Origin of the sequence: Streptomyces microflavus, assembly GCF_014650075.1 — a bacterium.
Classification (GTDB): Bacteria; Actinomycetota; Actinomycetes; order Streptomycetales; family Streptomycetaceae; genus Streptomyces; species Streptomyces microflavus.
In genome coordinates this window covers 193477-214660 of sequence record NZ_BMUG01000009.1, presented here as the reverse complement: position 1 = coordinate 214660, position 21184 = coordinate 193477, and the positions used below count along the sequence as shown (strand labels likewise).

Below are 21184 nucleotides of genomic sequence, written 5' to 3'. Positions count from 1 at the left end.
TTCAGACAGCCATGACCGGGACGTCGTACTGAGGGATCCACTTGTCGCGGGTGACGACGGTCATTCCCTCGATCTGAGCCTGGGCGACCAGTATCCGGTCGAAGGGGTCGCGGTGCAGGGCAGGCAGCCGACCCGCCCTCACCCCGTGTCCCGCGGTGATCGGCAGCGAGGTGAACTGACTGTCGCGTACGCGCTCCGCCAGGTCGTCCGGGCCGTCCAGCTTCCCCAGGGACTGCTTGATGGCGATCTCCCATGCGGAGACCGCGCTGAGGTGGACGGTGGGTTCCGTGTCGAGGAGGTCCTTCACCTGGTCGGAGAGCTCGTCGGAGTCCTCGAGCCACCAGAGGATCACATGGGTGTCGAGCAGGAGACGCATCAGCGCACCCCGAAGGCGTCGGCGATGTCGTCGGGCAGCTCGTCGAAGTCGTCCGCGATGTGGATGCGGCCCGCCAGCGACCCGCGCCCGGTCCTCCTGACCTTCGGGCGAAGAGGCACCACCTTGGCGACCGGCTCGCCGGCCTTGCTGATGATCACCTCTTCGCCGGTGGCGACCTGCTCCAGGATCCGGGAGAGGTGCGTCTTGGCCTCGTGCACGTTGTACTGCCGGGCTGCTTCCACGGCTGCCTCACCATAGGAGAAGGGGTGGACTAAGTGGTGGACTAACTAAGTCCACCACAGGCTAACAGGAGCTGACCATGGCTACCTCCTGAGTTGCCTGGGGCTACCCCATGGCACCACCCCCACCCACCGAATCCGCGCACGCCCCCTTGTGCCGCCCTGCCGATTGCGCTTCCTTGATCGGCATGGCGGAGACAAGCGCAACCACAGAGGCAGGGGAGCCGGCCTCCCGACCACGTAAGTCCAGCTGGAAGTACATCGGCCCCGGCATCGTCGTCGCGGCGACCGGGGTCGGGGCCGGCGACCTGGTCGCGACGCTGATCGCGGGTTCCAAGTTCGGGTACACCCTGATGTGGGCGGCGGTGATCGGCTGCGTCGTCAAGATCTCGCTCGCCGAGGCGGCCGGCCGCTGGCATCTCGCGACCGGCCGCACGCTCTTCGACGGCTGGCGCAGCATCGGCCCCTGGACCACGGTGTACTTCGCGATCTACGTCGTCGTCTGGGGCTTCATCTACGGGGCGACGGCCATGTCCTCCAGCGCCCTGCCCATCGTGGCGCTGTTCCCCGACGGGCCCGGGCTGAAGTTCTGGGCGATCGGCACCGGGCTGATCGGGCTGGCCTTCGTCTGGTTCAACCGGTACGCCGTCTTCGAGAAGGTCATGACGGTCCTGATCGGCATCATGTTCGTGGTGGTCGTCTATGTGGCCGCCCGCGTGGTGCCGGACGTCGGGGCCTCGTTCGCCGGGCTGCTGCCCGTACTGCCGGACGGTTCGCTGCTCTACACGCTCGGCCTGATCGGCGGTGTCGGCGGCACGATCACGATGGCCGCGTACGGCTACTGGGTGAACGCGAAAGGCTGGAGCAACTCCTCCTGGATGAAGGTGATGCGGCTCGACAACCGGGTCGCCTACATCACCACCGGGATCTTCGTCGTGGCGATGCTCATCGTCGGCGCCGAGCTGCTGCACGCCTCGCAGATCGCCCTCACCTCCGGTGACCGCGGGCTGATCGACCTGGGCAAGGTGCTGGAGGACCGGTTCGGGGCGGGCACCGCGAAGCTCTTCCTGATCGGCTTCTTCGCCACGTCGTTCTCGTCGCTGATCGGTGTCTGGCACGGGGTGAGCCTGATGTTCGCCGACTTCGTGGAGCGGTTCCGGGCCCCGGCCGTGCAGAAGGAGGAACACGCCGGGCCGGCCGTCGTCGACCGCCAGCAGCGGTCGCTGCCGTTCCGCGCGTACCTCCTCTGGCTGACCTTCCCGCCGATGACCCTGCTCTGGCTGGACGAGCCGTTCGGCCTGGTCATCGCGTACGGGGTGCTCGGTGCGTTCTTCATGCCCTTCCTCGCCCTGACCCTGCTGTGGCTCCTCAACTCCTCGCGTACGCCCCAGGAGTGGCGCAACGGCTGGCTGAGCAACGGGATGCTCGCCCTGGCCGGGCTGCTGTTCGTCGTGCTCTGTGTGCAGCAGGTGCGCGAACTGCCCTGGTGACCCGCGCCTCCGGAACGCCGCAGCGCCGCCGGGGGAGCGGCGGCGCTGCAGGTTCGGGGTGGCGCTTCGGTGTTACGGGGCAGGGGTTACGGCAGGCTGCGGACGTGCGGGCCGACCGCCTTCGACCAGGCGAACCCGGCCGTCGCGTCCCAGTTGGTCGACCAGGTCATCGCGCCACGGAGCGACGGGTAGGTCTTCGAGGGCTTGAAGGAACCGCAGTTGGTGCCCTTGGCCAGGCAGTCCAGGGCGGCGTTCACGATCGACGGGGAGACGTAGCCGCTGCCCGCGCCGCGGGTGGAGGCGGGGACGCCGATGCCGACCTGGGACGGGTCGAGGCCGCCCTCCAGCTGGATGCAGGCGAGCGCGGTGAGGAAGTCCACCGAGCCCTGGGAGTAGACCTTGCCGTCGCAGCCGAGCATCGAACCGCTGTTGTAGTACTGCATGTTGACGACGGTCAGGATGTCCTTGATGTTGAGCGCCGTCTTGAAGTACTCACCCGACGTCGACTGCATGTCGATGGTCTGCGGGGCCATCGTGATGACGAGCCCGCTGCCCGCCTTCGCCGACAGCTGGCGCAGTGCCTTCGTCATGTAGGTGGCGTTGAGGCCGTTCTCCAGGTCGATGTCGACCCCGTTGAAGCCGTAGTCCTGCATCAACGCGTACACCGAGTTGGCGAAGGCGGTGGCGGAGGCGTCGCTGTCGACGCGGACCGTGCCCAGTTCGCCGCCGATCGAGATGATGATGTTCTTGCCCTGCGCCTGCTTGGTCTTGATGTCGGCGCGGAACTGGGCGTCGGTGTAGCCGCCGAGACCGGCGGAGTCGAGCTTGAAGGTGACCGCGCCCTGCGTCGCCGTGGCGTCCGCGAAGGAGACCGCGATGATGTCGTAGTCGGCCGGGACGTCGGTGAGCTTCTGGACGGCCGCGCCGTTGTTGAAGTTCTGCCAGTAGCCGGTCACCGCGTGCTTGGGCACGGCGGGGCCGGGGCCGCCCGTGCCGGGCTTGGCCGTACGGGCGCTGACGGCGGCGGACTTGACCGACTCGCCGGCCGCGTTGGTGGCGCTCACCGTGAACTGGTACGCCGTGTCGGAGGCCAGCCCCGTGACGGTCGCCGAGGTCCCGGTGGAGGTGGTGGCCTGCACACCGTCCCGGTACACCTTGTAGCCCGTGGCGCCCGAGACCGCGTTCCAGGACAGGGAGACGGAGGAGGTCGTCGTGGCGCCCGCGGCGAGGCCTGCGGGGGCTGCCGGGATGACCGGGCCGGGGTCCTCGCCGCCGCCACCGCCGTCGGGGCCCGTCACCTCGATGTCGTCGGCGAAGTAGGCGGACTGCCCGTACCAGCCGTGGGTGTAGACGGTCACCGACGTGGTGTTGGCGCCGGTCTTGAAGCTTGTGGACAGCTTGGTCCAGCTGGTGGAGCCCGGCGTCCAGGTGGAGACGTCCGTCGTTCCGCTGCCGGTCACCCCGAGGTAGGCGTAGCCGCCCTGCACCCAGGAGCTCAGCGCGTACGTCGAGTTGGGCTTCACGGCCACGGTCTGCGTGCACTTGGCGTTGTCCTGGCCGGCCGGAGTGGCCTTCAGCGCGGACGTGCCGCTGCGCACGGGGGTGGAGACGGTGGCGCCGCTGCCGGCGGAACAGGCCCAGTTGGCGAGCCCCGACTCGAAGCCCGCGTTCTTGGCGTTGTTGACGTCGGCGGCCTGCGCGGTGGAGACGAGTCCGGTGACGGTCAGGGCGCCGGCCGCGATGACGGCCATGGCGCCGCCGAGGATGGGCCGGGAGTTGTGCCTTCTGCGTCTTCTGCTGCCTGCGGAGCGTTGCACGTGGGCCTCCGTGGGGAGTTGGTGGTACGTGGCGGGAGTGCACGGCGGCGGGGATGGGGAAGGCCGTGCGATGTGGAGCAGAAGCGGTGGCCACCGCTGGCGGATAAACTGGTCCAGACCAATCAAGTTGTCAAGACCTCTGGCAGCGAAAGGGTCTCCCGAAGCGTCGGCCGGCCGTGCTCGCGGGAGGCTCCGGCGCTGCCCGCCGGGCCCTCGGCGGAGGGTCCCGGGCCGGAGATTCTTTGCCGGGAGGTGACCCGCCGCCGTCCCTCCGCTACCCGCACGGGTGATCTTGCTGAAGGTCTTCGTACCGTGACGGAGACGGCCCGCCGGAATGATCCGGAACGCTCCTGTATCCGCCCTGACGTGCGGAAATGAAAACCCGACCGGATTCCGGATGGTGGGTTCGGTAACGCTCCGCAGCGGCGCCGAAGTTGACCGGAATCGATTTCATCCCGTTTAGCACCCGACCCCCGTACGAACGGTGTTCGCATGATGACGCACTGGTCTCCGATAACTGTTCTCTGCCTGGTGAGACGTGGCTAAAGTGCTGAGGCAGGAGCACGGAGCAGGAGCGATTGCGGCCGACGTCTCGACGACGGCCGGAGCCGAACGGGGAAGAGCGTGCCGACCGCAATAGCAGTGACGAGTGCAGATCTGGTGCTGCCGCCCACCGATCAGCAGACACCGACCGCGGCCCTGCTCCAGGCCCCCGAGGCCCAGGCCCTGGAGCTGGCGATCGGCGACATGCATCTGCTGCTGGAACAGCACGGATATGTGATCGCCCTCTACCCGTCCGGCATCCGGCCCGAGCACGAACGCCGCCTGCACTCGATCCGCTCGGTCCTGGAGAGCGACCGGATCGCCCTGGTCAAGGTGGATCTGCCACCCCTCGGCGTGGCCGTACTGGTGCGCCAGCTGCGGCAGCTGTCCATCTGCGACTTCAGCCCCGGGGTGGTCGCATCCGCCGCCCGGCTGCTGTCCCACTACATCTACGCGGGCGCCCTGCTCAACTCCGTCGCCAAACTCGACCGGGTCCCGGTCAGCCTCAAGAGCCACGCCAAGTCCTGGGTCCCCGGCTCGCAGTTCGCCGTGCTCGCCGGGCCCGAACCGCAGCTCATCAAAGTGGGGCCGAACGCCGAACCGCTGGCCGGGCCGGGATTCCGTACGCATCTTCTCGTCGCCAAAGGGCAGTTGCAGTCGGACTGGGTGCAGGAGACCCTCGTGCCCGCCTGGAAGGTCCAGGCCGTACACGACACGGGCGTACTCGCCGACTCCCCGCGCTGGTGGGGCACGGGAAAGCTGGTGGAGTTCGCCGCCTACCTCCCGGACATCTCCATGCTCTACCAACTGGTCTGCTCCGTCCGGCGGGAGAAGTGCCACTGGTGCGAAATGGAGCTCATCGGCGACCGCTGCGCCTTCTGTTCCGCGCCGCTCGCCGCCCCCGAGAACCGCAGGACGTCCACCGGTGTCCTTCAGCTGGAAGCCGGCCAGTCCTCCGGCCCCTAGGCCCGCCCGGCCCGGGCGCCCGGGCCCCGGCCCGTACCGCCTCACCGCACATCCCTCTGTCCGCTGCCCCACGCATCCGATTCGAACGAGGTTGTCCGGCCCATGAACTCCCGCCAGCGCCGCGGCGTGATACTCCTGCTCCTGTCGGTCCTGTGTGCCTTCGGTGCCTTCGCCGGCGTGCTCTCGGTGATCAGCGATGTGAACTCCAAGGTGGGACCCGAAGTCACCGCCTATCAGCTGAAATCCGGCGTGGCCCCGTACACGGCCCTGCGCAGCGGTCAGTTCGAGAAGATCACGATGCCCAAGCGGTGGCTCTCGGAGAACGCCGTGACCGACCTGCGGGAGGTCGAGGGGAAGATCGCCGTCACCGAGCTCCGCGCGGGCTCGCTCCTCCAGTCGGACATGATGGTGCGCAAACCCGAACTCCGCGCCGGTGAGCAGGAGATCGCCATCATGATCGACGCCGCCACCGGCGTCGCGGGCAAGATCACACCGGGCGCCACGGTCAACATCTACGCCACCTTCGCCGGAGAGCAGCAGCGGGAGAACGGCGAACCCGCCCAGTCCAAGGTCATCGTCTCCAACGCCAAGGTGCTGGAGGTCGGCAAGCTCACCGCCCTCAACCCGAGCGGCGACGAGCGCCGCAGCCAGGTCACCGAGGCCGTGCCGATCACCTTCGCCCTGAACACGCTGGACACCCAGCGCATCGCGTACGCCGAGTCCTTCGCGGAGCACGTACGGCTCGCCCTCGTCGCCCCGGGCAGCGACGGCACCATCCGCCCGGGGGACCGCACCTACACGCTCGACAAGGACAAGTGAGGATCGGATGACCACCAGAATCCTCCCTGCCGTGGGCGACCCCGACGCGGCCCGCTCCGTCACCACCCTGCTCAGCCAGCTCCCCGACGCCGAACCGGCCACTCCGGTCGGCGACTCGACGCAGCTGATCGACACCCTGGCCCGGCTTGCGGGCGAGGCCCTCGACGAGCTGCCCGAAGTGGTGCTGGTGCACGAGCGGATCGGCCCGGTCCCCGCCCTGGAGCTGATCCGGGAGGTGTCCCTGCGGTTCCCCTCCGTCGGGGTCGTCATGATCACCACGGACGCCAGCCCCCACCTCTTCGCCGACGCCATGGACTCCGGCGCCCGCGGCCTGGTGACCCTGCCGGTGGGTTACGAGGAGCTCGCCAACCGGGTCCAGGCCGCGGCCCAGTGGTCGACCGGCGTACGCCGCCACCTCTCCTCCGCGGGCGACGTCTTCACCGGCCCCGGCGGCACGGTCGTCACGGTCACCGGAGCCAAGGGCGGCGTCGGCGCCACCGTCACCGCCATCCAGCTCGCCCTCGCCGCCCAGGCGTCGGGCCACACGGTCGCCCTGGTCGACATGGACCTCCAGACCGGCGACATCGCCTCGTTCCTCGACGTACAGTTCCGGCGCTCCCTCGTCGACCTCGCCCTGATCACCGACATCTCGCCCCGGGTGCTCGCCGACGCCGTCTTCTCCCACTCCACCGGCCTCGCCCTGCTGCTCGCCCCCGGCGAGGGCGAACGCGGCGAGGAGGTCAGCGACCGCTCGTCCCGCCAGATCGTCAGCGCCCTGCGCTCCCGGTACGAGATCGTCGTCATCGACTGCGGCGGGCAGATGAACGGGGCCAACGCGGCCGCCATCGAGATGGCCGATGTCGCCCTGCTGGTGACGACCCCCGACGTGGTCGCGGTGCGCGGCGCGAAACGCATCGTACGGATGTGGGAACGGCTCCAGATCCGCAAGGCCGAGGAGACCGTCACCCTCGTCAACCGCTTCACCCGCAACACCGAGATCCAGCCGCCCCTGATCCAGAAGATCACCGGCACCCGGGTCGCCAACGCGGCGGTCCCCGCCAACTTCAAGGAGCTCCAGGCGTCCATCGACTCCGGCCGCCTGCACGAACTGGACGCCAAGAGCACGGTCAAGCAGGCCCTGTGGGGCCTGGCCGGAGAGCTGGGCATCGTCAAGGCGAGCGCGACCGCCAAGAAGTCCGGCGGCGTACTCGCCAAGAGGAACAGCGGCACCTTCAAGAACGACCGGGGCTCGATCGGACTCCCGCGCCGCCGGCGTGGCGGGCCCGCAGACGCTGAGGGGACACGTTGAGCGATGACCACCACAAGGACGGCTCGCAGCGGCATACGGGGGCGGATCACCGCGCTGCGTGAGGGCCGGAACCGCGACCGCGGGCAGACCGCGGTCGAGTTCCTGGGCATGACCCCCTTCATCATCCTGATCATGCTGGTGCTCTGGGAGTGCGCCCTGATCGGCTACACGTTCAGCCTCGCGGGCAACGCGGCGGACGTGGGCGCGCGCAAGGGCAGCGGAGCGGAGTACGGGGCCGGGGCGGCCTGCCGGGCGGGGGCGCTGGAGGACCTGCCCGACGCCTGGTCGGGTGCGGCCCGGGTGAGCTGCACCCGGGGCTCGGACCTGTACGAGGCGAAGGTGACGCTCAAGGTCCCGGTACTGGTCCCCGGCCTCTTCGACCTGGACATCGACATCGACGGCGAAGCCGGATCGGCGCTGGAGGACTGAGTGATGACGACCCTGCCGTACAGCGCACGCATCCGGTCCGGGCCGGCCGGGAAGGGCCGCGACCGCGGCCAGGTCGCCCTGGAGTACCTCGGCTTCCTCCCCCTGCTGCTCCTCGTCGCGATGGGCGCCCTCCAGCTCGGCCTCGCCGCGTACGCCGCCAACCAGGCGGGCACGGCCGCCCGTGCCGGAGCCCGTACGGCGGCCAGCTACGACGCCCACGGCGACCCGCGGTCGACGGCCCGCAGCGCGGTGAGCGGCTGGCTGAGCGACGGCGGGTTCCGATACAGCCAGCGCGGCGGCCAGGACATCACCGCCACGGTCCAGGTCAGGGTCCCCTCCGTGGTCCCGGGCCTGGACGGCTGGTGGGCGAAGCGGAGCGCCACGATGCCGCGCGAATAGCCGCCCACGGCACAGGCCGGCCGGACCCAGCAGCATTCCGCGACACCGAGGAGAGTTACGCAGATGAGCCTGCGGGCACGCATGACCGCCCCGGACGAACACGGCGGCGCACGGGAGGACAGCCACATGGTGGCCACCTACCGGGCCAAACTGCTGGAGGAGATCGACCTCGCGGAGATGTCCTCGCTGGCCGCCGCCGACCGGCGGGCCCGCCTGGAACGCGTACTCGGCCACATCATCAGCCGTGAGGGCCCGGTCCTCTCCACCGTGGAGCGCTCGCAGCTGATCCGGCGGGTCGTGGACGAGGCCCTCGGCCTCGGCATCCTGGAACCGCTCCTGGAGGACGCGTCGATCACCGAGATCATGGTGAACGGCCCGGACCAGATCTTCGTCGAGCGCAGCGGCAAGGTCGAGCAACTGCCCCTGCGCTTCGGCTCCCACGAGCAGCTGATGCAGACCATCGAACGCATCGTGTCGACCGTCAACCGCCGGGTGGACGAGTCGAATCCGATGGTCGACGCACGGCTGCCCAGCGGCGAACGTGTCAACGTGATCATCCCGCCGCTGTCGCTGACCGGCGCCACCCTCACCATCCGCCGCTTCCCGCGCTCCTTCACCCTCCAGGAGATGATCGGCTTCGGTTCGCTGGACGAGCAGATGCTGATCCTGCTGGCCGGTCTCGTCCAGGCCAAGCTCAACATCATCGTCTCGGGCGCCACCGGCACCGGAAAGACGACGCTCCTCAACGCGCTCTCCGGCCTCATCCCGAACACCGAGCGCATCGTCACCATCGAGGACTCCGCCGAACTCCAGCTCCAGCAGAGCCATGTGATCCGGCTGGAGTCCCGCCCGGCCAACGTCGAGGGCAAGGGCCAGATCACCATCCGTGACCTGGTCCGCAACTGTCGTAGGTGAGGTCCGAGGCGGCGAGTCGCTCGACATGCTCCAGGCGATGTCCACCGGTCACGACGGATCGCTCGCCACCGTCCACGCCAACAACGCCGAGGACGCGCTGATGCGTCTGCAGACCCTGGCCTCGATGTCCGAGGTGGAGATCCCCTTCGAGGCGCTGCACGACCAGATCAACAGCGCCGTCGACGTGATCGTCCAGCTCACCCGGCACGCCGACGGCACCAGGAAGATCACCGAGATCGCGGTCCTCGACTCGCACGGCCGCGACCCGTACCGGATCGTCACGGTGGCCCGGTTCAACGGGCAGCCCATGGCGTCCGACGGCCGGATCCACGGCCACTTCCAGTACCTGCCGCTGCCCCGCAAGATCGCCGACCGCCTCTACATGGCGAGCCAGCCCATTCCGCAGGCGTTCGGTATCGCCGAGAGCGCCGAACATCTCGCCATCCGAGAGGCCAACTAGGTACCGAGCCATGGACAACGTCAACCTCCCCCTGGTCACCGTCGGCGTCACGCTGGTCGCCTGCGTGCTCGGCGTGATGGGCCTGTACGCCTACTCCGGCGGCAAGGCCGACCGCGACGCCCTCGTCGAACGGCTCTCCCACGTCGGGCAGGTCCCCGAGACGGGCCGGCACCGCCGGTTCAAGGGCCTGGACCGCCGGCTGCGGGCCACCGCGCTCGGCCGGAAGCTGGAGCTGAAGCTCGCGGCGACCGGTATGGAGCTCACCCCCGGCGAGTTCTTCGTCTACGCCCTGGTCGCGATGGCCGGGCTGTGGATGATCGCCTCCTCCATGCTCGCCGCCTTCTTCGGCCCGGTCGCCGCGCTGATCGGCCTCTGGGGCACCAACGCCTTCCTCAACTGGCAGCGGACCAAACGCACCGAGCGCTTCATCAACCAGCTCCCCGAGCTCTCCCGCATCCTGGCCAACGCCACCCAGGCGGGCCTGGCCCTGCGCACCGCGCTCTCCATGGCCGCCGAGGAGCTGGAGGACCCGGCGGGCGAGGAGCTGGCGAGGGTGGCGAGGCGGCTTGCGGTCGGCGAACCGCTGGACGAGGCGCTGAGCGAACTGACCGACCGGCTGCCCTCACGCGAACTCGTCGTCCTCGTCACGACGCTGGTCCTCTCCAACCGGGCGGGCGGTACGGTCGTCAGCTCGCTGCGCAACCTCACCGAGACGCTGGAGGAGCGCAAGGAGACCCGCCGCGAGGTCAAGACCCAGCTCTCCCAAGTCACCGTCACCGCCTACGCCGTACCGGCCTTCGGCGTCGGCGCGATGCTCCTGATGAACGCGGTCATGCCCGGCGCCCTCGACCGCATGACGGGCGCCTTCATCGGCCAGGCCGCGGTGGTCGTGGCCATCGCCCTGTACGCGATCGGGTTCGTGGTCATCCGCCGCCTGTCCCGTATCGACGTCTGACGCCGGCAGGACATCGGCAGACACCGGAAGAGACCACAAAGAAGGAAGGGGGACGGAAATGGACCTGCTGCTGGCCCTGGTCGTCGGACTCGCCGTCTACGGAGCCATCCACGGCATCCGGATGTACCGGGCCGACGCCGAACTGCCCGTGGACCTGGCCATCGCGCTCGAATCCGGCTCCTCGCGCACCAGCGCGGTGGGCTCCGGCATCGACCGGCTCGGCATCCGCTGGGCCCCGATGGTGCTGCGGATGATGGGCCCCAAGGCGGTCAACAAGAAGCGCCGCCAGATCGACCTGGCCGGAAACCCGGGCGGCCTCACCATCGACCGTTACGCGGCCCGCCGCGCGGTCTACGGCGCGCTCGGCCTCCTGGGCGCCTTCTCGATGCTCCTGCGGGGCCAGCTCTTCCTGGCTCTCCTGATGGTCGCGTTCGGCCTGTTCTGGGTGGAGGCGGGGATCTGGTCCGCGATCCGGGTCCGCCGCGAGCACATCGAACGCACCCTGCCGGACTTCCTCGACGTCCTGGCCGTCGTCGTCTCCGCCGGACTCGGCTTCCGGCAGGCGCTGGACCGGGTGGCGGAGAAGTACGAGGGCCCCTGGTCCGACGAACTGCGCATCACGCTCCGGCAGATGGACATGGGCGTCAGCCGCCGCCAGGCCTTCGAGGAGCTGCGCAGACGCAACGACTCGGAGCAGGTGGCGATGTTCGTCACCACGCTCCAGCAGGGCGAGGAGCTCGGCGCCCCCATCGTCGAGACGCTCATCCAGATCGCCAACGACATGCGCCGCACCGACGCCCAGAACGCCCGCCGCAAGGCCGCCAAGGCGGTCCCCAAGGCGACGTTCGCGGTGACGTCGTTCCTCCTGCCCGGCACGCTCGTTCTCCTCACGGTCGGTTTCGTGTACGGGGCCGATGTCGACTTCTCGTTTCTCACGGGCGGCTGACATGAACGGCGGCAGGGATGGGGACGACAGGAACGGCGGACACGGCAGGAACGGCAGACACAGCGGGAACGGCAGGCATGGCGGGAACTGCAGGCACGGCGGAGGCCGCGGGGTCTTACAGGGAATGAGCCGGAGGTGACAGGAACATGGCATACCAACTGAGCGGCTCCCACCCCGGCCTGACCGCGGACCTGACCCGGGCGCACACCGGCACCCCGGCCGCCCCGGCCTTCGCCATCCAGGTCAACGCCCTCCAGGCCATGTGCCGCCAGGTCTTCGGCTTCCGCCTGGCGATGATCGCGATAGCGACCCCGTACGCCATCGGCCACACCGCCCCCGGCCTGCCCACCTGGTTCATCGGCTCGGCGGTCCTGGCCACCTTCATGGGCTCGTACGTCCTGTTCCGCGACTGGGAACGCTTCGGCCCGGTCCTCCTGCGCCACCCCTGGCTGCTCGCCGTCGACGCGCTCTTCGGCTCGCTGCTGCTGATCACGGCGACCCCCGAGTCGACCCTCGCGTACGTCACGGTCTGCACCCCGCTGCTGGCGGGCCTGGTCCAGGGCTGGCGCGGGGCGGCGGTCTTCGCGGCGCTCCAGGTGGTGATCGTCTTCGGCGTGTACGCGAGTGTCCCGAAGCTGGAGGCGGGTGGCGCCACCGGCCTCCTCCTCCCCGGCTTCTGCGTGATCGCCGGGGCGGTGGGGGTCACCCTGCGCAACCTGCTCCTGCGGTTCGGGACGGCCACCCAGGCGCTCACCGAGACCCGGGCGCGGCTGGCGGTGAACGAGGCGGTGGAGGGCGAACGCACCCGCCTGGCGAGGGAGATGCACGACTCGGTGGCCAAGACCCTGCACGGCCTGGCCCTGGCGGCCGACGGTCTGGCCTGCTCGGCCGACCGCATGGACCCGCCGACGGTGAGGCACCAGGCGGGCCTGGTGGCGCGGGCCGCGCGCCGGGCGGCCGCCGAGTCCAGGGAACTGCTCACGGACCTGCGGAGGGAGCAGGGCCTGGAGGGCGGCGTGGACGTCATCACCGAACTGGCGGCCCAGGCGGCGGACTTCACGGCCGCCACCCGGTGACGGCCACGTTCCGCAGGCTCGGCGAGGACACCCCGGTTCCCCCCATCCCCCAGGCGGTGGCCCGCCAGCTCCTCACGGTCGCCTCGGAGGCCCTGGAGAACGCGAACCGCCACGCGGGCCCCACCTACCTGGTGGTCCTGGCCGGGGTGAAGGGCGATGTGCTGCGCGTGAGCGTGTACGACGACGGCCGCGGCCTCCCCGCCGGCACCACCTTGGAGGGCCTGCGCCGGGCGGGCCACTTCGGCCTGGTCGGCATGGTGGAACGCGCGGCCTCGATCGGAGCCCGGATCCGGATCGGCAGGGGCAAGGCGGAGAGGGGGACGGAGGTACGGGTGGAACTCCCGCTGGCGGCACTGGCGCCACCGTCGACGCCCCCGCCTCCGTTTGCGCCCGCCCCGGGCACCGCACGCGTCCCGGCCTCCGCCCCCACCCCCCACTTGTCATCCCCGTGATCCCCCTGATCCCCGACCCGGAGAGGAGGTCGCAGCATGCCGGACGACGTCTTCGAACCAGGCCCCCCGCACCCCGCGACCGGTCCCCCCGCCCTGCCCCCCGCTCCCGCCACAGCCCGGCTCCGGGTGGTGGTCGCCGACGACAACCCGGTGGTACGGGCCGGCCTGGGCGTCCTGCTCTCGGGCCGGGCCGACATCCAGGTCGTCGCGGAGGCGGCGGACGGCCGGGAGGCGTACGAGAAGACGCTCCACCACCGCCCGGACGTGGTCCTGCTGGACGTCCGCATGCCCGGTGTGGACGGCATCTCGGCGCTGCCGCACCTGGTGGGCATCGCCCCCGTACTCATGCTGACGTACAGCCGTGAGAGCGAGATCGTCCACGAGGCCCTGCGCCTGGGCGCGGGCGGCTACCTGGTGCACGGCGAGTTCACGGCGGACCAGCTGGTGCAGGCGGTACGGGACACGAGGAACGGCCGGGCCAACTTCACCGCCACGGCCGCCGACGCCCTGCTGGCCCACATGCGCCACGGCACGGCCCCGGCCCGGTCCCCCCTGCCCGACGGCCTGGGCGCGGCGCTCACATCGACGCCCGTCCACGCGCCCCCACGGCAGCGCGAACATTCGGAAAGCCTTTCGCAACTGCAACCTCTTGTGGGACAGTCCTTGGTAACCGGGGGGTCGGTCTCTCCCCCCAACAGGCAGCAGTACGGGCTGAGTTCGAGGGAGGTGGAGGTCATGGAGCTGATTGCGTCCGGAATGAGCAACCAGCAGATCGCCGCCACCTGCTTCATCAGCGAGAAGACCGTCAAGAACCACATCAACCGCATCTTCACCAAGCTCCACAGCGCCAGCCGCAGCGAGGCGATAGCCCGCTGGCTCGGCACGGCCCCCCGGGACCCAGGACGGCACCCATGACCGCCCGGAAGCCGAACGAGGGGGCCCAGGAGACCTTTTGGGCCCGGGAATGGGCCCACGGACCCTCTGAACGTGCGACGGTTCCCTCCTATGTTTCTCACGTCGCCGTCGACGGCACCGGCCAGGAGGAAGCCGGTACCGGAGACGGCACCGCAGAAACGCCCGAGTCGGCCGGCAACCGGTCGGCCGAACCAGGAGGGGACCACCATGTCGGACATCACCCTGAAGACCGCCGTCCGCGTCAACGGCTGGGCCAACACCGCCGTCAGCACCATCCAGAAGCGCTACGCGGCGAAGGACCGGGGGCAGACGGCGTTCGAGTACCTGGGCATCATTCTGGTGGTCGTGGCGATCATCGGTGCGATCGTGGCGACGGGCATCGGCGGGGCGATCTCCGCGCGTATTCAGGGCCTGGTGAACGCCATCACTGCCCAGTGATCTTCGCTCGCTCGCGCAAGGATTCAGGGCAGGCTTTCCCCATCTACGTGGTGATGGTGGCGGGCCTGCTCTTCCTTGCGTTTGCCTTCTTCGCTGTCGGCAAAGCATCCGCTTTGCGCAACGGGTCCCAGGGAGCCGCGGACGCGGCCGCCCTGGCCGCCGCGCAACGCGCCCGTACAGAGATGGGGCCGGGCTTCATCGCCTCACTCCCGGGCAACACGCTGGAACTGTTCCTGGGTTTGCCGTTCGCGCCGCCCTGTGCCGAGGCGGAGAGGCTGGCTTCCGCCAACCGTGCCGACAAGCGGGCCTGCTACCCCGTGTACGGCTACCTGCGCGACCGGATCACGGTCGAGGTCGAGGGGCGCAAGCCGGTGGACTCGTCGGTCATCCCCGGTACGGAGAACACGTTCGCCAAGGCCAAGGCCACCGCCCTGATCGAATTCCGCTGCCCCAACTGGAAGGCCGTGGACTTCAACAGCGACGGTGTCCAGGACCTGTTCATTTTCACGTGCTCGAACGGCCGAGTGGTGGAAGTCGCGCCGGGCAGCCCTCCGCCATGGTCCACAGTGAGCAAGATTCTTTTCGATGTGCGGTTGGTCGACCAGTGACAGCGAACGACGAGTAGAGGAATCGGACCATGAGCATTCGGCGTACCACAACAACGAGAAGATTCGCGCTGGCTGTCGCCGTAACAGCTGCCTTCGCCCTCGGCCTGACCGGATGCGGTGACGACGGCGGTGCGGAGCCCCGGAGCGAGAGCACGCCCGAGCCGTCCGCACCGGCCAGTTCGCCGACGGCCGAGGACAAGGGCGAGCAGCAGGTGGACACTGCTGCGGGGGAGAACGTGGATCCGAATGCCAGACTGGCCGAGGCGCGGGGTCTGGATGGGCTCACGCTGGTGATCAATCAGGTCAAGCGTGATTCCGGCGGCTTCGTGACCGTGCAAGGTGTGATCAAGAACGAGGGGGCCCAGTCGGCGAACACGACGGCCTGGGCCGGATCCGAGTCGGCCTTGCTTGCCGCGAACCCGAACTCTGTCGCCGGAGCCACGCTGGTCGACAAGGTAGGGAAGAAGCGTTACTACATTCTGCGGGACACGGAGAGCCGGTGCTTGTGCACAACGGGCATCCCGCCGCTTTTGGCAGGCAAGACCACGTCGGTCTTCATGCAGTTCCCGTCGCCGCCCACTACGACGACGGAGGTCGACTTCACCCTTCCGACCTTCGGGACGACTTCCCTCAAGATCTCCGGGTGACCGCCGACATGACGCACACACGCACCCGCATGAGGCCGAAGGGCATGGCCGCCGCCTCGCTCCTCGTCGTCGCGAGCCTCACGCTGTTCGGGGCGACGCCCGCGCTGGCCGATGACGGCCCCAGCGTTCCACCGGGCACCGAAGCCCAGTCGGTCCCCCCTGTCGAGGTCGACGCCAACGACCCGGACCTCAAGATGCCCGACGGCGGCACGCTGGGACCGTCCAAGGTCCTCGACATCGTCCAGGTCGTCGAGGACCTCGGCGGTGAGGAGCGCCGTGAGGACAGCAACGCCGACATCAAGTTCGCGCTCCAGGCGGAAGTCCTCTTCGGCAAGGACAGCGCGAAGCTGAGCTCGGCGGCCAACGCCCGTATCGCCGCCATCGCCGACGAGATCAAGAAGCAGAACGCCACCAAGGTCCGCGTCTTCGGCTTCACCGACGACCTCGGCTCCTCCGCCCACGGCGACGTACTCTCCAAGCAGCGCGCCGACGCCGTGCACGGGGTCCTCTCGAAGGAGCTCGGCCCCACGATCACGTACGAGATCCGGGGATACGGCGAGCAGTACCCGATCGCCAGCAACAGCAACGAAGAGGGCCGGAAGAAGAACCGCCGTGTGGAGGTCTCCTTCCCTCGCGGCGAGGGTTCCTGACCGCTCCCGCTCCTTGCGAAGCAGCCGAGGGCCCGGCACCGCGACACCACATCGCGGTGCCGGGCCCCCGCCGTCACAGCAGGTGGTCCGCTTCGCCGTGCACCTCGAAACGGGGTGCACAGCGCGGCAGTTGCTGATGGGATCAGGGGATGCGGGCGACGGCACCCCACCCGGCACGGGCGGTCAGGGTGCCGGTGTTGGCGTCGGGCCGCCAGTTCGGCCAGGACACCATCCCCGGCTCCACCATCTCCAGGCCGTCGAAGAAGGCGATCGTCGTCTCCGGCTCGCGGAAGATGTACGGGATCGCGCCGGAGGAGTTGTATTCGTCCTGGACGGCGCGGTGGGCGTCGTCGGACGCGGTGGAGTGGCTGAGCGCGAGGTAGCTGCCCGAGGGCAGACGCTCCACCAGCCGCCGCACCAGCGACAGGGCGTCGTCCCAGTCCACGATGTGACCGAGGACGTCGTTGATGACCAGGGCGACGGGCCGGGTCAGGTCCAGGGTCCCGGACGCCCCGGCGAGCACCGTCTCCGTGTCGCGCATGTCCGCCTCCACGTACGCGGTCGCACCCTCCGGCGTGGAGGTCAGCAGCGCGTGGACATGCAGCAGGACCAGGGGGTCATGGTCGACGTAGACGACCCGCGACTCCGGGGCGATCCGCTGCGCCACCTCATGGGTGTTGTTCGCCGTCGGCAGGCCCGCACCGACGTCCAGGAACTGCCGGATCCCGGCGTCCTGGGCGAGGTGGGTCACCGTCCGGCGGAGGAAATCCCGCGACTCCTTCGCGAAGGGCTCGATCAGGGGGTACTTGCTCTTGTACGCGTCGCCCGCCGCACGGTCCGCCGGGAAGTTGTCCTTCCCGCCCAGCCAGTAGTTCCACACACGCGCGGAATGGGCGACGGACGTATCGATCTGCGAGGGCAGCTCAGGCCCACCTGGATTGCTCACTCTCGATTGCCTCCCTTGTCCCGGTGCCCCACGGGCTCCAGTGACGTACCGGCGCTCCCGACGGGGCGTGAACCGCCCCTACTCGCAACCTACTTCACCGTGATCGACCCCACGAAGGCATTCAGCTCCTCCCCGCTCACCGCGCCCTTCACCGCGTTCAGACGGACCACGAACGGCACACCCCCCGAGTCCACCCCCGCGACCAGGACCCCCGTCATCGGGGTGCCCGTGTTCGGGGTGTCCTCCTTGCCGTCGGCTGTGAAGTCGTAGTCGATGCGGCGGGCTTCGCGGGACTTCTCCGGGCCCGCCAGGCGTACGTCCTCCGTTGCCCTGCGCGTGGAGCCCAGGCCGATTCCGGCGCCCGCCGCGGCCGCCGCCTCGCCCGCGTCGCTCACGCCCGTGGCGAAGTTCAGCTGGACGGAGACCATGCCCGTGCGGATGCCGTTCTCCACCTTCAGCGCCACCGCCGCGTTGTTCCTGCTCCGCTCGGCCGCCGGCTGCTCCGCGTACCCCTTGTCCTTCGGGTAGCCCACGCTCAGGCTGTCGGTGTCCAGCGTGGACCAGCCCTCGGGGACCGGGGCCTTGCCGTCGGTGCCGCTGCCGCAGCCGGCCAGGGTCAGGAGGAGGGACAGGCCCAGGGCGGCCGTCGCGGCCTGCCTGCCCGCGTGGAGCCTTCTCGTCATCGTCATCGCCTCTCAGGTACACCGTGCGAGCGGCGGCCGTCAGTTCGCGCAGTAGCTGTACGGAAGATACGTGCGGCCGTCACCCTTTGGCGCCCCCAGGAACCGTGCGTCCGTCAGCGTCTCCTTCTTCTGCTCGTCCGAGATAGAGAACCCGAGGCTCATCCCGAGCGAGATCTCGAAGCCGAACTCCTGCGCGTCCGTCTCCCCGTGGTAGCGCATCGTGCTGGACAGCCCGTCCTCGAACATGAGCCGTTCGAAGGGGTCGTTGCCCGTGGGGCGCGTCTCCATGCCGCGGTCGCCGAAGAGGTACTCGAAGGGGGCGGTGTTGTTGCCGGATCCGTCCAGCCACTGCTCGGCCACGGCCCGCTTCGCCTCGGTGCCCGCGTCGGTCTCCTTGCCGAAGACGATCGAGTTCGTCACCACCTCGATGCCGGTCTCGCCCGACGAGTCCGACGCGCTGCCCTTGCCGCCGCGCTTGTCCGCGCCCGACTCGCCGTTGTCGCCGCCCACTTCGACCTTGCCGGACGTCGAGCCGCTCTCCACCGTCTGCGTCATGTCGATGCGGACGATCTTCCCGGTCCTCTGGTCGCGGGTGACGGTGATGGCGCCGGTGCGGTTCTGCTTGCCGCTCAGCGTGCCCTTGAGCGGGCCCGCGTTCCCGCTGAGCTTGCCCTCCAGCTCCAGCTTGGCGGTGTACGTGTACGACTCGTTGCCGTTCACGTCGTCCTTGGTGATCGTCACCTCGGGCGAGAACTTGGCCTTCCCGCCCAGTTTGGCGCCGAGTTCGTCCTCGTCGCCGCCCTTGATGGACAGGCCGCCGTCGGCATAGGCGTTGAGGCCGACCGTCGAGTACGAGATCTTCTTGTCGCCGATCTTCCGCTCGATGTCCTCCTTCTTCTCCGCCCACTTCATGCCGGAGTACCAGTTGCCGCCGTACCCGCTGCCGTGCTTGGTGGCGGTCTCCCACATCTTCATTTCCTCGATGTCGTCCCGCATCTTCTGCGCCTCTTCCTCGCTCGCGAAGATCCAGGTGTCACCGTTCGTGATCTTGATGCCGCCGCCGATGTCGATGTCCGCCTTGCCGAGTTTCCCGAGCTTCACCCCCGGCGTGCTGGCAGTGACGCCGGCCGAGGCCGCGTCGGTGAACGTCATGGAGACGACCTTGTCGTTCCCGTCGACCTTGCCGTCCCCGTTGACGTCGGTGTTGGCCTGGGAGACCTTCTGCTGGAAGCCGTACTCCTCGCCCCACTCGAACCAGCCGATCTTGACCTTGCCGCCCGCCGTGTCGGAGACGGACGAGACCTGGCACATCTTGGGCTCGTAGTCGGCGTCCGTCTTCGGCTGCGCCTCGGGGTCCCCGCCGCCCGTGGCGCACGACCCACCACCACCGGCCATGGCGCTGATCGCGCAGCGGATGCGCTCCCCGATCTGCCCGCCGACCCCCGCCATCGCCATCGCGCCGATCAGGGTCACCACGAGGACCACGACACCCAGGTACTCCGTCGCGGTGACGCCGCTGTCACGCCAGTTGTACGAGTACGTCGGCGGCGGCGGGGGCCGGGTGGCGCGCTCCTCCAGGAGCCGGTCCACCGCCGTCCCCGACGCGGCGCCCGCCGCCAGTGCCACCACCGGCATCAGTACGCCCTCGATCCCCACCGCCTCCCACGACACGGCGAAGCCGTACGCCATACCGGCCAGCGGCACGGTCAGCGCGGCGAGCAGGTAGAGGGCGCGGGAGGCGCGGTACTCGTCGGGGAGCATGCGGGTGGCGGCCAGGACGGTGAGCAGGGTGACGGCGAGCGCGGGTATGTGCAGCAGGCACAGCCGCCAGCCGAACGATTCCAACCGGGTCGCGTTGCCCAGCAGTTCGAGGAGCACCCGGCTCGTCAGGAACCCGGCGGCGATGTAGACCAGCGCACCCGTCGCCCAACTGCGGGTCAACGCGAAGAAGCGGCTGCCCGGTTCGTTGCCTGCCAGGGCGCCGGAGCCCCCTGCACCCCGGCGTCCTGGCGGTATGTGGCCCGCCCCTCCGTCCCCCCAGCTCCCGCCCCCGCCACCGCTCACGGTGCACCCTTTCCCCGAACCCGTGGCCCGGCACCCGTAGAGTCCGGCACCCGTAACCCGTGATCCGGGCACCTGAACTGCGCGCGTGCTGCCTGTCGGCCGTGAGCGTACGGCCGGAATACGTCCCCGACGCGGGCCCCCGGCCCCAAAGTCGGGCCCAAGTCCGGTCACGGGAAGCCCGGTTGCTCCGCTCCCTGCGCCCCTTGGGCCGCCCATGGGCCCCTGGGCCCACGCCACGTCTCCTGCCGCTCGGTACGCTCGGATGTACCGGTGACCACCTGCTCTTGTGTTTGCGCACGCGAATTATTAGGCTCATGCCGTGATGAGGGGGGGTGGGGCGTCGATGAGTGCCGGGTTCTTCTACTCGTACCACCTGGGCTGGACCCGGCTGGATGCCGCGACGCTACTGGGTGACCTGGAGGCGGAGGGCCTTCGTTCGGGGCATCCCCTGACCGGTCGTACCGTGCTCGTCAGCCTGGACCTTCCCTCGTCCGGGGCCCGTTCGCCCGTGACGCGGGAGCAGCTTCTCTCCCTTTCCGGTCTGCAAAGACTTCAGGAGGTCGGCTTCCGGCTGTGGGTGGACGAAGGGTCCGATCTCCTGGTGCGCATACGGCGTGCGCGCAGCGGTGTCGTCGCCGTCGAGTTCTCCGTGGGGGAGCTGCCGCCGGTCGTACGGGAGCGGGCGGTGGGTGCCATCCGGCGGACCGTCGGCCGGGCGTCCGTGCTCTGCATCGGCTTCGTCCTCGACCGGGACGGCGCGACGGCCGGTACCGACTGGGACGGGGTGGTCATCGATGGCTCCGCGCATCTCGACGCCTGGCCGGACGCCGTCGCCGTACGGGAGGAAATCGCCGCCAGGCACCCGCAGTTGACGGTCATGGACTCCGTCACGATCTCGCCGTGGAAGGTGTTCGGGAGCGCCGTGCCGAGCCTGTGAGGCGGCGGGGGCGGTGGTGCGTCCGCATGTGCCGGAGGCATGGGCCCCCGGGCCCAAGACGCCTGCAGGGGAGGGGAGTTAGCGTCCTTCCTCGTAACCGATCAA

20 protein-coding genes and 2 pseudogenes are annotated in these 21184 nt (G+C 69.5%); 16 read left to right on the top strand and 6 right to left on the bottom strand.

Features of this window, described 5'->3' with window-relative positions:
- Window position 1: 1 nt before the first annotated feature.
- Complete coding sequence (locus IE264_RS26125) at window positions 2-376, bottom strand: type II toxin-antitoxin system VapC family toxin (RefSeq protein WP_032757687.1); 375 nt, start codon at window positions 374-376, stop codon at window positions 2-4.
- The gene (locus IE264_RS26120) at window positions 376-618 is read right to left on the bottom strand and encodes a type II toxin-antitoxin system Phd/YefM family antitoxin (RefSeq protein ID WP_032757689.1); all 243 of its coding nucleotides are present in this window, start codon (window positions 616-618) and stop codon (window positions 376-378) included. The genes IE264_RS26125 and IE264_RS26120 overlap by 1 nt, the downstream gene beginning before the upstream one ends.
- Window positions 619-803: 185 nt before the next feature.
- On the opposite strand from IE264_RS26120, the gene IE264_RS26115 reads away from it, so the two are divergent.
- Window positions 804-2105 (top strand): Nramp family divalent metal transporter, encoded by a 1302-nt coding sequence (locus IE264_RS26115; RefSeq protein WP_032757690.1) that lies wholly within the window; start codon window positions 804-806, stop codon window positions 2103-2105.
- Between the two features lie 86 nt (window positions 2106-2191).
- Here the strand turns inward: IE264_RS26115 and IE264_RS26110 are convergent, their stop codons facing one another.
- A complete protein-coding gene (locus IE264_RS26110; RefSeq protein ID WP_051821850.1) occupies window positions 2192-3922 on the bottom strand; it encodes a chitinase in 1731 nt (576 codons plus the stop codon).
- A gap of 642 nt (window positions 3923-4564) precedes the next feature.
- On the opposite strand from IE264_RS26110, the gene IE264_RS26105 reads away from it, so the two are divergent.
- From IE264_RS26105 to IE264_RS26040, 14 genes and pseudogenes are all read left to right on the top strand, one after another.
- Window positions 4565-5431 carry a hypothetical protein gene (locus tag IE264_RS26105; RefSeq protein ID WP_032757694.1) on the top strand — a complete coding sequence of 289 codons (867 nt, stop codon included), beginning with the start codon at window positions 4565-4567 and terminating at the stop codon, window positions 5429-5431.
- Window positions 5432-5533: 102 nt separating this feature from the next.
- Window positions 5534-6250, top strand: a complete 717-nt coding sequence (cpaB, locus tag IE264_RS26100; RefSeq protein ID WP_015611017.1) for a Flp pilus assembly protein CpaB — start codon at window positions 5534-5536, stop codon at window positions 6248-6250.
- 7 nt (window positions 6251-6257) lie between these two features.
- Window positions 6258-7559, top strand: coding sequence for a CpaE/TadZ family protein (locus IE264_RS38455; RefSeq protein WP_015611018.1), 1302 nt, complete (start codon window positions 6258-6260; stop codon window positions 7557-7559).
- A gap of 3 nt (window positions 7560-7562) precedes the next feature.
- The gene (locus tag IE264_RS26090) at window positions 7563-7988 is read left to right on the top strand and encodes a TadE family protein (RefSeq protein ID WP_032757695.1); all 426 of its coding nucleotides are present in this window, start codon (window positions 7563-7565) and stop codon (window positions 7986-7988) included.
- A 3-nt stretch (window positions 7989-7991) separates the two neighbouring features.
- The gene (locus tag IE264_RS26085) at window positions 7992-8387 is read left to right on the top strand and encodes a TadE/TadG family type IV pilus assembly protein (protein WP_032757974.1); all 396 of its coding nucleotides are present in this window, start codon (window positions 7992-7994) and stop codon (window positions 8385-8387) included.
- Between the two features lie 63 nt (window positions 8388-8450).
- A pseudogene (locus tag IE264_RS26080) lies at window positions 8451-9762 on the top strand (TadA family conjugal transfer-associated ATPase).
- Between the two features lie 10 nt (window positions 9763-9772).
- Entirely contained in the window at window positions 9773-10717 is a 945-nt protein-coding gene (locus IE264_RS26075; RefSeq protein WP_032757697.1) for a type II secretion system F family protein, read from the top strand.
- 58 nt (window positions 10718-10775) lie between these two features.
- On the top strand, window positions 10776-11663 hold the full coding sequence (locus tag IE264_RS26070; RefSeq protein WP_015611023.1) for a DUF5936 domain-containing protein: 888 nt from the start codon (window positions 10776-10778) through the stop codon (window positions 11661-11663).
- Between the two features lie 146 nt (window positions 11664-11809).
- Window positions 11810-13191: pseudogene (locus IE264_RS26065) on the top strand (sensor histidine kinase).
- 36 nt (window positions 13192-13227) lie between these two features.
- A complete protein-coding gene (locus tag IE264_RS26060) occupies window positions 13228-14106 on the top strand; it encodes a response regulator transcription factor (RefSeq protein WP_032757699.1) in 879 nt (292 codons plus the stop codon).
- 207 nt (window positions 14107-14313) lie between these two features.
- Entirely contained in the window at window positions 14314-14544 is a 231-nt protein-coding gene (locus IE264_RS26055) for a hypothetical protein (protein WP_032757701.1), read from the top strand.
- On the top strand, window positions 14544-15152 hold the full coding sequence (locus tag IE264_RS26050; protein ID WP_373301940.1) for a pilus assembly protein TadG-related protein: 609 nt from the start codon (window positions 14544-14546) through the stop codon (window positions 15150-15152). The genes IE264_RS26055 and IE264_RS26050 overlap by 1 nt, the downstream gene beginning before the upstream one ends.
- Window positions 15153-15181: 29 nt before the next feature.
- Window positions 15182-15799: a hypothetical protein gene (locus IE264_RS26045; RefSeq protein ID WP_032757704.1), complete on the top strand. Its 618-nt coding sequence runs from the start codon at window positions 15182-15184 to the stop codon at window positions 15797-15799.
- 8 nt (window positions 15800-15807) lie between these two features.
- Entirely contained in the window at window positions 15808-16449 is a 642-nt protein-coding gene (locus IE264_RS26040) for an OmpA family protein (protein ID WP_032757975.1), read from the top strand.
- A 142-nt stretch (window positions 16450-16591) separates the two neighbouring features.
- Here IE264_RS26040 and IE264_RS26035 read toward each other — a convergent pair whose 3' ends face one another.
- The 3 genes from IE264_RS26035 to IE264_RS26025 form a co-directional block, all read right to left on the bottom strand.
- Entirely contained in the window at window positions 16592-17395 is an 804-nt protein-coding gene (locus IE264_RS26035; protein WP_032757706.1) for an SAM-dependent methyltransferase, read from the bottom strand.
- A gap of 89 nt (window positions 17396-17484) precedes the next feature.
- Window positions 17485-18084, bottom strand: coding sequence for a hypothetical protein (locus IE264_RS26030; protein ID WP_032757708.1), 600 nt, complete (start codon window positions 18082-18084; stop codon window positions 17485-17487).
- Window positions 18085-18117: 33 nt separating this feature from the next.
- Entirely contained in the window at window positions 18118-20142 is a 2025-nt protein-coding gene (locus IE264_RS26025; RefSeq protein WP_032757710.1) for a hypothetical protein, read from the bottom strand.
- A 343-nt stretch (window positions 20143-20485) separates the two neighbouring features.
- Between IE264_RS26025 and IE264_RS26020 the strand changes: the two genes are divergently transcribed.
- Window positions 20486-21079, top strand: coding sequence for a hypothetical protein (locus IE264_RS26020; protein WP_032757712.1), 594 nt, complete (start codon window positions 20486-20488; stop codon window positions 21077-21079).
- Window positions 21080-21184 lie beyond the last annotated feature (105 nt).

Coding starts and splice junctions, on each gene's coding strand:
- IE264_RS26125 (WP_032757687.1), bottom strand. CDS start 376: ATGCGTCTCCTGCTCGACACCCATGTGATCCTCTGGTGGCTCGAGGAC.
- IE264_RS26115 (WP_032757690.1), top strand. CDS start 804: ATGGCGGAGACAAGCGCAACCACAGAGGCAGGGGAGCCGGCCTCCCGA.
- cpaB (WP_015611017.1), top strand. CDS start 5,534: ATGAACTCCCGCCAGCGCCGCGGCGTGATACTCCTGCTCCTGTCGGTC.
- IE264_RS38455 (WP_015611018.1), top strand. CDS start 6,258: ATGACCACCAGAATCCTCCCTGCCGTGGGCGACCCCGACGCGGCCCGC.
- IE264_RS26090 (WP_032757695.1), top strand. CDS start 7,563: ATGACCACCACAAGGACGGCTCGCAGCGGCATACGGGGGCGGATCACC.
- IE264_RS26085 (WP_032757974.1), top strand. CDS start 7,992: ATGACGACCCTGCCGTACAGCGCACGCATCCGGTCCGGGCCGGCCGGG.
- IE264_RS26075 (WP_032757697.1), top strand. CDS start 9,773: ATGGACAACGTCAACCTCCCCCTGGTCACCGTCGGCGTCACGCTGGTC.
- IE264_RS26070 (WP_015611023.1), top strand. CDS start 10,776: ATGGACCTGCTGCTGGCCCTGGTCGTCGGACTCGCCGTCTACGGAGCC.
- IE264_RS26060 (WP_032757699.1), top strand. CDS start 13,228: ATGCCGGACGACGTCTTCGAACCAGGCCCCCCGCACCCCGCGACCGGT.
- IE264_RS26055 (WP_032757701.1), top strand. CDS start 14,314: ATGTCGGACATCACCCTGAAGACCGCCGTCCGCGTCAACGGCTGGGCC.
- IE264_RS26045 (WP_032757704.1), top strand. CDS start 15,182: ATGAGCATTCGGCGTACCACAACAACGAGAAGATTCGCGCTGGCTGTC.
- IE264_RS26040 (WP_032757975.1), top strand. CDS start 15,808: ATGACGCACACACGCACCCGCATGAGGCCGAAGGGCATGGCCGCCGCC.
- IE264_RS26030 (WP_032757708.1), bottom strand. CDS start 18,084: ATGACGATGACGAGAAGGCTCCACGCGGGCAGGCAGGCCGCGACGGCC.
- IE264_RS26020 (WP_032757712.1), top strand. CDS start 20,486: ATGAGTGCCGGGTTCTTCTACTCGTACCACCTGGGCTGGACCCGGCTG.